Annotated in this window: 15 protein-coding genes; 14 read left to right on the top strand and 1 reads right to left on the bottom strand. The window is 51.7% G+C overall.

Going from position 1 to position 15,508, the window contains the following annotated elements; genetic code table 11:
- Positions 1–12: 12 nt before the first annotated feature.
- The 11 genes from QZT18_RS03475 (at position 13) to truA (ending at position 11,988) form a co-directional block, all read left to right on the top strand.
- Complete coding sequence (locus tag QZT18_RS03475) at positions 13–1,260, top strand: N-acetylmuramoyl-L-alanine amidase family protein (RefSeq protein WP_294144262.1); 1,248 nt, start codon at positions 13–15, stop codon at positions 1,258–1,260.
- A 97-nt stretch (positions 1,261–1,357) separates the two neighbouring features.
- The gene (locus QZT18_RS03470; protein WP_294144261.1) at positions 1,358–2,413 is read left to right on the top strand and encodes an N-acetylmuramoyl-L-alanine amidase family protein; all 1,056 of its coding nucleotides are present in this window, start codon (positions 1,358–1,360) and stop codon (positions 2,411–2,413) included.
- Positions 2,414–2,467: 54 nt separating this feature from the next.
- Entirely contained in the window at positions 2,468–4,249 is a 1,782-nt protein-coding gene (locus QZT18_RS03465) for a sigma-54-dependent Fis family transcriptional regulator (RefSeq protein ID WP_294144260.1), read from the top strand.
- A 338-nt stretch (positions 4,250–4,587) separates the two neighbouring features.
- Positions 4,588–5,928 (top strand): serine dehydratase subunit alpha family protein, encoded by a 1,341-nt coding sequence (locus QZT18_RS03460; protein WP_294144259.1) that lies wholly within the window; start codon positions 4,588–4,590, stop codon positions 5,926–5,928.
- A gap of 43 nt (positions 5,929–5,971) precedes the next feature.
- Positions 5,972–6,487 (top strand): L-2-amino-thiazoline-4-carboxylic acid hydrolase, encoded by a 516-nt coding sequence (locus tag QZT18_RS03455; RefSeq protein ID WP_294144258.1) that lies wholly within the window; start codon positions 5,972–5,974, stop codon positions 6,485–6,487.
- Positions 6,488–6,639: 152 nt separating this feature from the next.
- Positions 6,640–7,980 (top strand): APC family permease, encoded by a 1,341-nt coding sequence (locus QZT18_RS03450; RefSeq protein ID WP_294144257.1) that lies wholly within the window; start codon positions 6,640–6,642, stop codon positions 7,978–7,980.
- A 149-nt stretch (positions 7,981–8,129) separates the two neighbouring features.
- Positions 8,130–8,276, top strand: coding sequence for a hypothetical protein (locus QZT18_RS03445; RefSeq protein ID WP_294144255.1), 147 nt, complete (start codon positions 8,130–8,132; stop codon positions 8,274–8,276).
- A 71-nt stretch (positions 8,277–8,347) separates the two neighbouring features.
- Complete coding sequence (locus tag QZT18_RS03440; protein WP_125142024.1) at positions 8,348–9,208, top strand: energy-coupling factor transporter ATPase; 861 nt, start codon at positions 8,348–8,350, stop codon at positions 9,206–9,208.
- A gap of 4 nt (positions 9,209–9,212) precedes the next feature.
- The gene (locus tag QZT18_RS03435; RefSeq protein ID WP_294144249.1) at positions 9,213–10,079 is read left to right on the top strand and encodes an energy-coupling factor transporter ATPase; all 867 of its coding nucleotides are present in this window, start codon (positions 9,213–9,215) and stop codon (positions 10,077–10,079) included.
- Positions 10,076–10,876 carry an energy-coupling factor transporter transmembrane protein EcfT gene (locus QZT18_RS03430; protein ID WP_294144246.1) on the top strand — a complete coding sequence of 267 codons (801 nt, stop codon included), beginning with the start codon at positions 10,076–10,078 and terminating at the stop codon, positions 10,874–10,876. Before QZT18_RS03435 ends, QZT18_RS03430 begins: the two co-directional genes overlap by 4 nt.
- A 59-nt stretch (positions 10,877–10,935) precedes the next feature.
- On the top strand, positions 10,936–11,988 hold the full coding sequence (gene truA, locus QZT18_RS03425) for a tRNA pseudouridine(38-40) synthase TruA (protein ID WP_294144244.1): 1,053 nt from the start codon (positions 10,936–10,938) through the stop codon (positions 11,986–11,988).
- Positions 11,989–12,129: 141 nt separating this feature from the next.
- On the opposite strand, the gene selD is transcribed toward truA, so the two are convergent.
- Positions 12,130–13,170, bottom strand: a complete 1,041-nt coding sequence (gene selD / locus QZT18_RS03420; protein WP_294144242.1) for a selenide, water dikinase SelD — start codon at positions 13,168–13,170, stop codon at positions 12,130–12,132.
- A 316-nt stretch (positions 13,171–13,486) separates the two neighbouring features.
- Here selD and yedF point away from each other — a divergent pair, with 316 nt between their 5' ends.
- From yedF to QZT18_RS03405, 3 genes are read left to right on the top strand one after another with little or no spacing between them, the layout of a single operon-like run.
- Positions 13,487–14,140, top strand: coding sequence for a sulfurtransferase-like selenium metabolism protein YedF (gene yedF / locus QZT18_RS03415; RefSeq protein ID WP_294144240.1), 654 nt, complete (start codon positions 13,487–13,489; stop codon positions 14,138–14,140).
- Positions 14,137–15,267: an aminotransferase class V-fold PLP-dependent enzyme gene (locus QZT18_RS03410; RefSeq protein WP_294144237.1), complete on the top strand. Its 1,131-nt coding sequence runs from the start codon at positions 14,137–14,139 to the stop codon at positions 15,265–15,267. Before yedF ends, QZT18_RS03410 begins: the two co-directional genes overlap by 4 nt.
- Positions 15,264–15,503: a DUF3343 domain-containing protein gene (locus QZT18_RS03405; RefSeq protein WP_294144235.1), complete on the top strand. Its 240-nt coding sequence runs from the start codon at positions 15,264–15,266 to the stop codon at positions 15,501–15,503. The genes QZT18_RS03410 and QZT18_RS03405 overlap by 4 nt, the downstream gene beginning before the upstream one ends.
- Positions 15,504–15,508 lie beyond the last annotated feature (5 nt).

Below are 15,508 nucleotides of genomic sequence, written 5' to 3'. Positions count from 1 at the left end.
AGGATGAGGAAGATGAAAAGAGAACGCAGGTGGATTGGTCCGCTTGTTTCCATATGTATTGCAGCCTGTATGGTATTCGGAGGAGCAGTCGTTTCCTACGCTGCTTCATCCAGAAAGACAATCAGTAAAGTTTCCATTACCCTGGACCTGAATCTGGACGCCGGCGAGAGCCTCCCAGACCTGGAAGCGGGGAAGGACAGTGGCTTTAACGTGCGTGCGGGCAACGACAGATACGTGGCAAGCGAGGCGCAGTGGGTCAGCTCCACTTCAAAAGATGTAAAGATAGGAAGTACCTATACGCTTAAGGTATGGCTGGAGGCGGAGGACCCGGATACTTACGGGTTCGTCGGAACCTACAAAGCCAGCAATGTAACGGTTAAAGGCGGAACCTTCGTTACCGCGTCGAGAAAGGGCTACGATACCCTGATCGTGACGGTGAAGACAAAGCCGGTGAAGGGCGAATATGAAGCCCCCGATGAGGCCGAGTGGAAGCAGAACCAACTGGGACATGCAAAGTGGGATAAGGTGAGCGGCGTGGATGCCTATGACGTTACCCTCTACAAAGGAAGCAGCGCCATTTATAAGGTGAAAGCATACAAAGGCACAACAATCAATTTTTATCCGTACATGACGAGTGCGGGAACGTATTCCTTCAAGGTGCGTTCCACTCCGTCGAGTGACAACCAGAAGGATTATGCGGACAGCAGTGACTGGACGGAGTCGGATGAGGTCTATGTCGCCAAAGAGTCGGTTTCAGACGGTTCGGGTAAAATCGATTATAACAATACAAACAGCGCGGCAAACAATTCCACAACCCAGGTCGGCTGGATCCAGGACGGAAGCCGCTGGTGGTACCGCTATCCGGACGGCACCTATCAGAAGGATTCCTGGCTGTTTATCAACAATATCTGGTATCTGTTCGACAAGGACGGATGGATGCTGACCGGCTGGCAGGAGAAGAACGGCAACTGGTATTATCTGGACAATAACGGCGCGATGAGAAAGGGCTGGGTGCAGGCAACCAACGGCTGGTATTACTTAAATCCGGGTCCGGACGGGACCGAGGGGGCGATGTTCAAGAACCAGTGGCTGGACAGCAACGGCAAGAGGTATTATCTGGGAGAGAACGGCGTGATGTGCGAAGGATGGACCCAGGTAGGGGGAAACTGGTATTATTTCTATCCGGGAGACGGAAGTATGGCTGTAAACACTACGATCAGCACCTTTTATGTGGGAGCGGACGGAGTATGGCGCAGATAGTATATAAACTGTAACTGTTCAGAAGGTATATTGTGTGAAGCGGTAACTGGAAAAGCCCTGGACGGCTGCATAAAATTATAAGAAGAGAGGTATTGGTATGTTCAGGAGAAGAGCAAGGGGATTATGGATCGGTTTCGCGGCGGCACTGATCATAGCGGGCAGCGCTTTTACGGCATATGCGGATACAACGATTGCCAGTATCAGAGTGACGTTCAAGAATAACTACGACAATGACGGCGGAGAGATTCTGGAGCCTACTTTATCAACCGGAAGCGGCTATGAGGTTGAGGATGTGTCCTGGAGCAAGGAGCTTAATAAGTGGAGTCCTGGTTCCAAAGTGACGGCAACGGTTACTCTGGTTCCGGGAAGCGGCAGATCATTTAACGGTTCTTATTCTTCCAAGAAGAGCACCATCAGCGGAGCGGATTTTGTTTCCGCCAAGAGGAATGAGGATGGAAACCTGGTCGTAAAGGCGACCTATTATCCGGTTGTACAGCTCGGACAGACGGAGAAAGCCGGATGGAGTGATTTGACGAAGACGAAGGCCGTCTGGAAGAAAGTAAAGTACGCTACGGCATATCAGCTCAGGCTGTACCGGGGCAATGACGAGTATGTGACGACACTGACGCTGGAAGGGACAAACGTGGACCTGACGGAGTATATCACTAAAGAGGCAAACTATTTCTACGAGGTGAGGGCCACCTCGAAGAACAGCAACGATGCAAACTACAGACGGAGCGGGGCCTATGTCACTTCCGAGGATTCATTCGTGGATAATCTGGGAGAAGTGGGAGGACGCTGGCGTCAGGACCGCACCGGACGCCGTTACACCGATGAGAACGGAGTCGAGGCCGTGAACGGCTGGCGCTATGTTCTGGGCACCTGGTATTACTTTGATGAGAATGGTTACGCAGTGACCGGCTGGCGCGCCATCAACGGCAAATGGTACTACATGGACGCAGAATGCAAGATGCTGACCGGCTGGCTGAACCTGAACGACAAGTGGTATTATACGGATTCCACAGGAGCCATGGCTATCGGCTGGTACCAGCTCTCACCTTCCGAGTGGTACTATTTCTATGAGGACGGCAGCATGGCTGCGAACACGGTGATAGACGGCTACACAATAGGCGGAGACGGAAAGATGCAGTAAGACGGCTCTTTCTGCTCTTTACTCAGGCAAACCGCCGGGGAGCGGGAAACTACCATGGAGAGTATAAGTACACTGAAAAATGTTTTAGACCGCATGGAGCAGGAAGTTATCATTACGGACCACGAGGGGAAAATACTCTGGGTGAATCAGTATGCGGAGAATGCCGCAAAGCTGGATGAATGGATCGGAAAAGAGTTTGGTTCCTGTTTTGCCGGACAGTTGACGGAGGACGGCGGAGAGCTTCTCCGCTCACCGTGGGGAGACACCTATGGCTGCGGGACGGAGGATTGGGAAGGCGGGACGATTTATTTTCTGGATAACCTGACCAGCTTTGACAATCCCAGAATCCAGCGTGAATGCTATAAAGAGATTGTTGAAAAACTCGATGTTATGGGAACGAACGCAAAGGGAGAAATCGTAATCGTCAGTAAGATGGCCGCCCAGTATTACGGGATGAGCCGGGAGCAGCTTTATCACCGCTCTCTGGCCGATTTCTACAATTACCTTACGGAAGATGAGCACGAACACCGGGATGTTATCGAGACCGGGATTCCAATCATAGACAAATACAGTGACAATCCCGCCAGGGCGAAGAATTATGTCTATCGTCCCCTGATGTACAGTACCTATCCCTTTGCTTATCATGGGAAAAATATACTGGCATATACGATTATCCAGGATGACAGGAAGGCGCAGGAGACGCTCCGTGAGATCACGGAGCTGAAGCGCCGTCTCCGTCTGAGGGATTTGAAGGATGAGAAACACAAGGAGGAGAATGACACCTCCTATTCTTTTCTCGATATTGTCGGGGAGAGCAAGGCCCTGGTGGACACCATCCGGGATGCCCAGACAATTGCCGGGGTGGACCGCAATCTCCTGATAGTCGGCGAGACTGGAACCGGAAAAGAAGTTTTCGCCCAGAGTATCCATAATTTCAGCAAGAGAGGAAAGGAACCGTTTATCCCGGTGAACTGTGCGGCAATTCCGGAGAATCTTCTGGAAAGTATCCTGTTTGGGACGGTCAGGGGCGCCTATACCGGCGCGGTGGATTCGGAAGGCCTGTTTGAGCTGGCAAAAAACGGAACACTGTTTCTGGATGAGCTGAATTCCATGCAGGTTTCCATGCAGACAAAACTGCTGCGTGTACTGCAGGAGAGAAAAGCCATGAGGGTCGGAGGCCATAAGATGTATCCGATCAACTGCCGGATTGTCAGTGCAATCAACGAGGATCCCAGGGTTCTTATGGATACCGGCAAGATGAGGAGTGATCTGTTTTACAGAATTGCGCCCTTATCGCTGTATATCCCGCCGCTGCGGGAGAGGCCGCAGGACATACTGGCGATGGCCCGGTATTTTATCGGTAAATATAATAAGATTTTTTATAAGGATATAAAGGGAGTTTCTCCGGAAATGGAGCGGCTTCTTCGTGCATATGGCTGGCCCGGCAATGTGCGGGAGCTGGATTATGTAATCGAGAACATGATGATCAGGGCGGAAGAGAGTGAGTTGAAGCTTTCGGATCTGCCGCGTCACCTTCAGGGCCAGTTCGAAAACGCCGGAGAAGTCCCCGTTTCAGTGGAAAACACCATGACAGTGGAAAACGCCATGTCAGTGGGAGGCGGACCGGTTATGAGAGTGGGAGCAGACGGAAGTGAAAGCAGTGATTGCGTAAGTCTTTCCGGCAGCCTGCAGACATACGAAAAAGAGCTGATTGAGACGGCGCTTATTCGGAACGGAGGCAATCAGAAGAAGGCGGCAGAGCAATTGGGGATTTCCCGGCAGAATCTGTATCACCGCATGCGGCGGCTGGAGATGTGTAAAAAATATGATACATAGTATGTAAAATATATTTTACAAAAGTAAAGGATATTTTACCTTTTAAGAGAGAGTTGCAGGCGATTCCATTCCATCATCCTGTGGAAGATGATTTCCGGGACATTTTTAGGACAGATACCAGAAAAAGACCTTTTGATAAGGTCTTTTTTTGTGCTCAAAAATGCAGAAAGAGATTGGAAAAGAGGAGGATCATGGATAATAACAGATAAAGTCGAATCAAAACAGAGAGACTCGGACTTTATTTTACAGATATTTCCGTTTAGACCATGACACACGGAAAAGTGGCACGGAGGTTGCTTATATATAAGGCAGATAAGGTGAAAGGAGGAAATGGAGCAATGGATCAGGAAACGATTATCGGATTGATTCAGTCGGAGATGAAGCCGGGGATGGGATGCACGGAACCGGCCGCGATTGGTCTTGCTGTGTCCAATACATGCGGCAGACTAAATTTGCCGGCAGCGGAAATACATCTGAAGCTGAGTTCCAATATTTTTAAAAACGCGTTCTGTGTGAAAATTCCCAATACGGATAAAGCGGGTATCCCTCTGGCGGCAGCCCTGGGAGCGCTGCTGGCGGGAAGGGATAATACGATGGAATTATTCTCACGGGTTACGGCGGAACTGACCGAAGAGGCGGAAAAAATGCTGAAACACGGTATTGTCACATTGGAGGTGGAGCCGGATAACCGGTTTTATATTGAAGTGACGGCAAGCGCCGGGCGGGAGGCGGTACGGACCATTACTCTGGACAGGCATGACAATCTGGCCTACATAGAAAAAGACGGTAAGATTCTGCTGGACCGGAGGAATGACCACAATGTGGACTCATATGAAGGAGAATTGTGGATAACTGAGTCGTCCATCTGCGATTTGGTTGATATCTGTGAGAAAATACCGGTTGGGGAAATAGCTTTTTTGAAAGAAGGTATTGAGATGAACCGCCTCGCGGCACAGATGGGACTCAGCCGGAGTTACGGCCTGAATATTGGAAAAAAAATACGCGGAATGGTGAAAAAGGGTGTGCTCCCGGACGATTTGGCAAGCTTCGTCAAAATGAACGTAGCTGCTGCCTGTGACTGCCGGATGGGAGGAGCCCCGCTCTCCGCCATGACCGTGCTGGGCAGCGGGAACCAGGGTTTTGAGGCTATTTTACTTCCGGCGTCGGCGGCAGAATATCTGGGCTGCGGGGAAGAGAAAATGCTTCGGAGCGTCATGATGAGTATTCTGCTTACAATCCGCATCAAATATCATGTCGGCCGTCTCTCGCCCATCTGCGGTGCCACCCTCTCGGGTGCGGCCGGAGCCGGAGCCGTTGTGTGGCTGATGGGCGGAAGCCGGGAACAGATAGAGGGAGCCATCCAGAACATGCTTGGAAGTGTATCGGGGATGCTCTGCGACGGGGCAAAAGACGGATGTGCGCTGAAGCTGGGAAACTGCGCGGGGGAGGCTGTTCTGGCGGCAGGCCTTGCAATGGAGGGAAGTATCATAAAGCAGACGGACGGAATTATAAGCCGCCGTGTGGAGGAGACGATACGGAATGTGTCCCGTCTTTCAAGGGAGGGGATGTCCGGGGTGGATATGAATATCATTTCCATTATGCTCAGTAAAGAGAGTATGGCCGCCGGTGAAAATGCATCTGCCGGAGCAGTAAGCGGCAGACCGGCGAAAGTGTCATAACGAAGCAGTGGAGCAAACAAATTCTATGAGGAGGAAAGAAATTATGAGCAGCATTACAAACAAAGCATCAATTCTGGACGATGAGAAGGCTAATATCCTGAGGGGAGCCGTAGGCACGAGAGCCTGCTGGATGGCGCTGATTTACGAGGAGGCGTGCAAAGCCGGTATGGGAGCGGAGGGTGAAGAGATAATCCGCAGGGCGGTCAGAAGATACGGACAGAATCAGGGGGCCGATATTAAAAAGGCGCTGGATGACGGAAACGGTTCCCTGGACATGGAGAAATTTGCCCAGGCATTCGGTTCACCGGTCGCGGTAAATGCCTTTGAGGCCGAGGTGACGCCGGAAGGGGAGTCGAAAGTAGGAATCGAATACCATTTCTGTCCGCTCTTAAAATCCTGGCAGGATCTGGGGTACGATGATGCTACATGCATGAAGCTGTGTGATATGGCCATGGAGGGAGACAGAAACATGGCGAAAGGGATGGGACTGGGCTTCGAACTTACGGATACGATTGCAGACGGATGTCCTACATGCCGTATGACTTTTTATAAAGAATAACAGGGGAGAGCTGAAATCGGCTAAAATAGCGCCGATTATCCATTTCTGTATTAATGAGTGCAGAATGGGGAGCTGGTTATGCTATAATACTTGCAGCGGACATGCATCCATGTCCGCCGGGCGGGTAATTACAGCACATAAAGGAGGGTATTATGAGCGAGACGGTTACTCTGAAAAAAGATATAGGTTTTAAAGAAGCGTTGAGTATTGCAATTGGACAAAGTATTGGAACCGGAGTTATGGCCATGACGGGGCAGGCCATCGGTTTTACCGGAAACGGGGTGGTGCTGGCATTTATTGTAGCGGCGTTCCTTGTAATTGTACTGTTTCTTCCGACCGCTATTATGGGTTCCACTCTTCCGGCCACCGGAGGGGCATATATGTATGGCGCCAGGCTTCTGGCTCCGCGCTGGGGAGTTTTTTATGTTTTGATTTTTCTTTCATATAATATCACGCTTTCGCTGTATGCGATTTCATTTGCCGACTACATGCAGTCACTGGTGCCCGGGATCCCGTTTAAACTGGTCGGCGCAGCCCTGCTGACACTGTTTTATGTGCTGAATCTCATAGGAGTGAAGTCGGCAGCCATGGTTCAGAAAATAATGGTGCTTGTGCTGCTGTCTGCATTTGTGCTGTTCATCGGATACGGCATGCCTCAGGTGAATTTTGAGGCCTTTACTTCAGATAATGTTGTGCCTAACGGTATCGTAGGATTAATGACGGCATCGGCTCTTATGACATTTGCCGTGGGCGGTTCCAATGTTATCGCCAATATGGGCGGCGAGATGAAGAATCCGGGCAGGGACATTCCGCTGTGTATGATTCTTGGAACCGGTATTGTCGGTGTATTCTATGCTTTTCTCGGCCTGGTGGCTTCGGGAGTGCTTCCCTGGGCACAGGTGGCGAACAAGAACCTGTCGGAGGTGGCAAGGGCAATCCTGCCGGGACCGCTTTACACTTATTTCATCATTGGAGGAGCGCTTTTTGCAATTGCCACAACGCTGAATTCGGTGTTCGGCTGGGTGACGAAACCTCTTCTTGCGGCTGCGGCCGACGGTTATCTTCCGTCAATTTTGACCAGAGTAAATAAACGGTTCGGCACCCCCCACGTGCTGCTTACGATGTTCTATCTGATCGGAATCGTGCCTGTCATCACAGGCGTTTCTCTGCAGACGGTTTCCACCTACGGTTCGGGAATTTCAATCTTTATGACCATCATTCCCATTGCCGCCTCGACGCAGTTACATAAGAGGTATCCGGAGGCGTGTAAGAAGGCATTCTTTATTCTGAAACCGGGAACGATGAATGCGGTGGCGGTAGTTGCCATGATACTCGTAGTGATCCAGACCTATCTGCTGTTCCAGACACTTCCCGTGGCGGCCATCATCGGGGCCATGCTCTATGGCCTGGCAGCGCTGGGACTCTCAATTTATATGGAAAAAAGAGCCGGCAAGGTGCTTTATACGGGAGACGCGGAAAAGGATTTCCAGTAATTTTTCCGGGGAAATTATATACAGGGCGGAAAAAGAGCCGCCGCATCAGCAGTTACAGGAGCTGTTGATGCGGCGGTTTTTGGCGTGGATCCGGCGTGCGCGTTGTTTTTCAGTTTTAATTGTTATTTAATTGTATCACGGGTTCCGATATGATAAAATTACCGGTGGACGGCATTTTTGCAGTGGAGCTGTCCTGTCCGGCCGGCTGTATCCGTTTTGCGGCTGCTTCGGCGAGGGACGCAAAACAGTCGTCTTCGGGCATAATAAGGGAGCTTTTCAGACAAAATATTACTTGACTCCCAGTTACAATTGCTCTACAATTTACACAAATGCGCAGTGATAAGATGCGGTTATGAAGGGCTTGATCATGAATATTATTAAAGCGGCAAATCTTGTTTTTGATTATATCAGGCGGGATGAGGAAGATAAAATAGAAGAAGTGAACCGGGCTATCGACCACGTGGATGTGGAGATAGAAAAGGGGAGCTTTGTGGCGGTCCTGGGACATAACGGTTCGGGCAAGTCCACGTTCGCAAAACATATTAACGGTATTTTGATTCCGACGGAGGGAACGGTCTGGGTGTCTGAGATGGATACGGCGGACGATGATCTTCTGTGGGATGTGAGAAAGACGGCCGGGATGGTGTTTCAGAACCCGGACAATCAGATTATCGGCAATGTGGTGGAGGAAGATGTGGGCTTTGGCCCGGAGAACATCGGAGTTCCCACCGAGGAGATTTGGGAACGCGTAGATAACAGCCTTAAGGCAGTGGGGATGACGGCCTACAGGAAGAAGTCTCCCAACCGTCTGTCGGGCGGACAGAAGCAGAGGGTGGCGATTGCGGGAGTCATGGCGATGAAGCCACAGTGTATTGTCCTGGATGAGCCGACCGCAATGCTGGATCCCAACGGCCGTAAAGACGTTATCAGCACCGTTCGGGAACTGAACCGGGCGGAAGGGATTACCGTGCTCCTGATTACCCATTATATGGAAGAAGTAATCGATGCAGACAGAGTGATTGTCATGGACGGCGGAAAGATTGTCATGGACGGGACTCCGAAGGAGATTTTTTCCAGGGTGGACGAGCTTAAGAGCTACCGTCTGGACGTTCCTCAGGTGACGGAGCTGGCCTATGAGCTGAAGAAGAGCGGAGCTGCGCTGCCGGATGGAATACTCAGGAAAGAAGAGCTGATGGAAGCGCTGCTTCCGCTCTTAAAAGAGGAATAAAGATATGTCGATTAAGGTTGTAGATTTGAATTACACATATGGGGCGGGGACTGCCTTTGAGCAGCATGCCCTGAAACATGTGAATTTTGAGATAAACGACGGTGAATTTGTCGGGCTGATCGGGCATACCGGTTCCGGTAAATCCACGTTAATCCAGCATCTGAACGGACTAATCCGTCCTACCAGCGGGGATATCTTATATCACGGGACAAGCATTTTCAGTGACGGGTATAAGATGAAGGAACTGCGGAGTAAAGTAGGGCTTGTGTTCCAGTATCCGGAGCACCAGCTATTTGAGGCCGATGTGTTTTCCGATGTCTGCTTCGGCCCGAAGAATCTGGGCTGCACGAAGGAGGAGACGGAGAAGCGGGCCAGACATGCGCTGGATCTCGTTGGAATGGATGAGAGCTTTTATGAGCAGTCGCCTTTCGAGCTGTCGGGCGGACAGAAGAGAAGGGTGGCGATTGCCGGAGTTCTGGCTATGCGTCCCGAGATGATGATTCTGGATGAGCCGACGGCGGGACTGGATCCGCAGGGCCGGGATGAGATCCTCGATCAGGTGGAGAGGCTGAACCGTCAGCACGGTCTTACGATTCTCCTCGTCTCACACAGTATGGAAGACATGGCCCGCTATGTAGACAGGATCATGGTGATGAACCATGGGGAGAAGGTTTACGACGACACCCCGCGGGAAGTGTTTAAGCATTATAAGGAGCTGGAGGACATGGGCCTGGCAGCGCCTCAGATTACGTATGTCGTGCAGGAACTCCGGGAGCAGGGAATCCCGGTGGATGATACGATTACGACCGTGGAAGAGGCAAGGGATGCGATTCTTAACCTCCTTCGGGAGAGGGGGAGGCTTACGTTATGATTAGAGATATCACGATCGGACAGTACTATCCGGTAGATTCGGCGGTTCACCGCCTGGATCCGAGGACAAAACTGTTCGGGACAATGATTTATATTATTTCGCTTTTTTTTGCAAATAACCTCTGGTGCTATCTGGCCGCCACCCTTTTTCTGACCGTTGTGATCCGGGTGTCCAAGGTTCCCTTTAAATTTATTGTGAAGGGGTTAAAGGCGATTGTTTTCCTGCTGCTGATCAGCGTCAGCTTTAACCTGTTTCTGACGGAGGGACGCGTGATTTTCCGCCTCGGTTTCCTGAAGATAACGGCGGAGGGGCTGAGCCTGGCTTTCTTTATGGGACTGCGCCTGATGTACCTGGTTCTGGGTTCATCCATCATGACGCTGACTACGACTCCCAACCAGCTTACGGACGGTCTGGAGAGGAGCCTTGGATTTTTAAATAAAATCCGTGTTCCTGTGCACGAAGTTTCGATGATGATGTCGATCGCGCTTCGTTTTATTCCGATCCTGATCGAGGAGACGGATAAGATTATGAAGGCCCAGATGGCCAGAGGCGCCGACTTTGAGACGGGTAATCTGATGCAGCGGGCAAAGAGCATGATACCGCTATTGGTTCCCCTGTTTGTTTCCGCATTCCGGCGGGCTACGGATCTTGCCATGGCTATGGAGGCCAGATGCTACCGCGGCGGCGAGGGAAGGACGAAGATGAAGCCGCTTCATTATGAGAAGAGAGACAGGGCGGCCTATGCCGTATTCATTGTTTATCTGGCAGCTGTGATCGCGATCCGCGTTGTCCTGTAGAAGAATCGCGGCTGCTGTGCACGGCGTGAACAGTAACGAATGACGGCAGGAGATGAAAGATGAGACGAATTAAACTGATTGTAGCTTACGACGGAACTGCTTACTGCGGATGGCAGATTCAGCAGAACGGCGTGACAATAGAGGAAATACTAAACAAGGCTCTGACAGGACTTCTGAAGGAGCCTGTTGCCGTTATCGGCGCAAGCAGGACGGATTCCGGCGTCCATGCGAGAGGCAACGTGGCTGTTTTCGATACGGAGAGCCGGATCCCGGGTGAGAAAATCTGTTTTGCCCTGAACCAGCGTCTTCCGGACGATATCCGGATCCAGGCATCGGAGGAGGTTCCGCTCACCTATCACCCCAGAAAGGCCAACTGCACGAAAACCTACGAGTATAAGATTATGAACCGGAAAATCAGTATGCCGCTGGAACGGCTTTACAGCTATTTCTGTTATTTTGATCTGGACGTGGACAAGATGAAGAAGGCGGCCGAATATCTGGTCGGGGAGCATGATTTTAAGAGCTTTTGCACGATCCGTTCCCAGGCGGAGGAGACGGTCAGGACGATCTACAGTCTGGATGTTGATAAGACCGGGGACATAATCACAATCCGCATCAGCGGAAGCGGATTTCTTTACAATATGGTGCGTATTATTACGGGGACTCTTGTGAAGGTGGGGATGGGGGCTTATCCCCCGGAGCATATGGAAGAGATACTGGAGGCCAGGAACAGGGCGGCGGCAGGGCCGACAATTCCAGCCGAGGGTCTGACACTGGTAAGTCTGGACTATGAGAAGGAACTCCAGCCATATCTGGAGGGAGAGAACAGACACTGGCATTACGTCCTGGATCAGAGGGAAGTGAGCGGCGGCGGTCCGGCCCATCTTACAATACACCGCTGTGAGGACGAAGAGTTTGAGGGCGTTGTGAGGCGCGTGGTGCATCAGGCATACCGGAACGGAGCAAGGCGCGTGTCGGTGGCGGATGATGAAAAAGAGAGGTTCCGGGACGGCGGCAGGTATGGATTTTATATTGTAAAAGAAGATGACGGATTCTGGATGTGTGATGAGGCGGGACTGGATGACGGCGTTATCATGGGTATGAAACAGTAATTAAAGATGCAGGTGTAAACCGGCGGTAAAACAGAGAATGAGGACGCGGAAACCGCAGTCCTCATTCTCTATTGTTGAGTGGCGATGAAAAGTTCGCGAAGCGTGCTTTTCGTTGTTGCAGACTGTGCAAAACACGTCATGCTATTCGATTATTATGTCTGCATCGCATCTTTCCATAACCCGTCCGATAACAGCCCCCGTCAGGGAAGCGGCTTTCAATTGCTGCGTCAATTTCTCAGCCTCCCCGGGCGGCAGGGCTACCAAAAGTCCGCCCGATGTCTGGGGATCGGCGATCAGATCGGCCAGGGCCTGGGGAACAGACGGATGCAGGCTCAGGTGCGGCCGTACATACTCCATGTTGCGGTAGGCCCCTGAGGGGATAATGCCCATTTCGGCCATCTGGCGTGCACCGTGCAGCAGGGGAATCAGGCCGCTTTTAAGATAAAGCGCCGCCCGGCTCCCGGCCGCCATCTCGTAAGCATGGCCCAGAAGTCCGAACCCGGTGATATCGGTACAGGCATGGACTTCCTGAAAACCCTGAATCAGTTCTGCCGCCTTTGCATTTAATGCTGCCATGGAGGCGGTCATCTCATTGTAATCCGATGGCGATACCATATCGGCCTTGGCTCCCGTGGTCAGGACACCGGTACCGAGCGGCTTTGTCAGGACGAGAACATCGCCCGGCTTTGCACCGGCATTTCTCAGAATTTTATCGGGGTGGACATATCCTGTGACGCAGAGCCCGTATTTTGGCTCAGGGTCCTGAATTGTATGGCCTCCGGCTATGACACAGCCGGCTTCCACCGCTTTGTCATGCCCCCCTTTTAAAATCAGCCGAATTGTTTCTTTACTCAGGCAGTTCGGAACGCACAGCAGATTCATTGCCACTGCCGGTTTCCCACCCATTGCATAAACGTCGCTCAGCGCATTGGCGGCGGCAATCTGCCCGAACAGATAGGGGTCGTCCACAACAGGGGTGAAAAAATCCACGGTATGGATTGCCGCGATTTCGTCTGTAACCCTGTAGACGCAGGCGTCGTCGCTGGTATCAAAGCCGACCAGCAGCCTGGGATCCCTGATATTGGGCAGATTTTCAAGTATTTCCGTGAGGACACCCGGTCCCAGTTTGGCCGCTCAGCCTGCCGAGGTTGTCATCTGTGTTAAAGGCAGTTCTTTAGACATGGGTTCACCTCCTGTTTTTCAGCCTGCCCCCGGTTAAATGGGGAGGCAGGTATTTTTTTGATTATCATAGCACTGGGAAAATGAAAAAGCAATGGGGGATTGAGAAATGGGAGCGGGGCCGATAAACAGAATGATATGAATTATTGAATGATAGCTATGGAACTATCGGATCGACAGCAGATACAATTTGACTATTACAGCCGGTTAAATGTACAATAGATTCAGAAACAGGAATAGAAGGGAAGTCTGCCTGGAAAGGTACGGTATTATCCGGGGAGACGGGACTTTGAGAGATATTGCGAGGGAGTGATTGATTGTGGAGAAGATAATTGTAGATGCTGTGGGGGAGGCCTGTCCGGTTCCTGTTGTTAAGGCCAACAGGGCGCTGAAGGAGCTGCGGGACGGTGATATACTGGAAGTGCATGTTGATAATGAAAACGCCGTCCAGAACCTGATGCGGCTGGCTTCGGGTAAGGGGCTCCGGTGTGAGATCCATAAGGTGGGGGAAACGTGTTTTGCCGTCATAATGACGACGGATGAAAAGGGAACTGAAAGTGGAAATGATGTCGTTGATGCGGCGGTTCCCGGTGCCGGAGCTGAGAGGGTGTCAGTGGCAGAGGATATAAAAACGAAACGGTGCACGGTGGTGGCAATCGGTTCCGACTGTATGGGAGACGGTGATGAAGAACTGGGAAAGATTCTGATGAAAGGATTTATCTATGCCCTGTCCCAGCAGGAAGAACTTCCACGGACAATTCTGTTTTACAACAGCGGAGCGCGCATTCCGATGAAAGGCGCGGTGTCCTGCGAGGATCTGCGCAGTTTGGAAGAGCGGGGAACGGAAGTATTGACCTGCGGGACCTGTCTTGACTTTTATGGATTGACGGAGAACCTCGGCGCCGGAAGCATTACCAATATGTATACGATTGCCGAAAAACTATATGAGGCGGATAAGGTGATTAAACCATGATTTATCTGGATAACGCGGCTACAACACTTCATAAGCCGGAGCAGGTGGCGGATGCGGTGGCGGAGGCCATGAAAACAATGGGAAATTCATTCCGGGGAACCCATGCCGGGAGCCTTGGAGCAGCCAGAACTGTGACCGGGACCAGGGTTAAGCTGGCGGAGCTGTTTGGCTGCGAGGCGTCCCGGGTGATTTTTACCGGTAATGCCACAGAGGCGCTGAATATGGCGATAAATGGGACAGTCTGCCCGGGAGATCACATCGTAACGACAGACTGGGAACACAACTCAGTGCTGCGCCCGCTGTACAGGCTTGAGAAGGAGCAGGGCGCCGGGCTGGATTTCATTCCGGCCGATCGGAACGGCTGCATTGATTACAGTGTGTTTAAGAAGGTTCTGAAGCCGGAGACAAGGGCGGTAATCTGTACCCACGCATCGAATCTGACCGGTAATCTGATGGATCTTGCGGCGGTCGGAAGGATGGCAGGTGAAAACGGCAGCCTGTTTATTGTAGATGCCTCCCAGACGGCGGGAGTTTTTCCCGTTAATATGCAGGAATTGAATATCGATATCCTCTGTTTCAGCGGGCACAAAGGCCTTATGGGTCCCCAGGGGACCGGCGGTTTGTGCATTGGTCCGGGTGTGGAAATCCGGCCTTGGAATGTGGGGGGAACCGGTATAAAGACGTATGACCAATTTCAGCCTGAGGAGTATCCGGAGCGTCTGGAGGCCGGGACACTGAACGGACATGGAATAGCGGGGCTGTCGGCGGCCCTGGATTTTATCAGAGAAACGGGAACCGCTGTGATTTTAGAGAAGGAAAAACGGCTGGCAGACCTGTTTTATAAGGGAGTGCGGGAGATTCCGGGAGTCACCGTTTATGGAGATTTTTCGGCTGTGAAAGCTCCGGTAGTTGCACTGAATATCCGGGATTTTGATTCTGGGTCGGTAGCCGATGAATTGTCGGAAGACTATGGAATTGCGGTCAGGCCGGGCGGACACTGTGCGCCCAGGATGCATTTGGCCCTGGGTACCGCAGAGCAGGGGGCTGTCCGGTTCAGCTTTTCCTGGTTTAATACCGAGGCGGAGGTGGAAACCGCCGTTGACGCGGTGAGGAGGATTGCAGAATGAGAGAGAAACAGCCCAGGCTCATTGTGACCTTCCGGACAACTGTGGCGGCCATGACAATGGAGCGCGTCTGCGCAGCAAAGGGAGTGGAGGGCAGATTAATTCCCGTACCCGGAACGCTGAGGGCGGGCTGCGGCATGGCCTGGTCGGCTCCGCCCGGGGAGCGGAATCTGGTGGAACAGACCGCAGCAGAGTCGGGAATTGAGACGGAAGGTTTTTATATTACTGTTTACTGGTAAAATGG

Source organism: uncultured Clostridium sp. (assembly GCF_900547735.1).
Classification (GTDB): Bacteria; Bacillota; Clostridia; order Lachnospirales; family Lachnospiraceae; genus Otoolea.
Note: the sequence above shows the minus strand (reverse complement) of the source record. Positions and strands in the feature narration are given on the sequence as shown.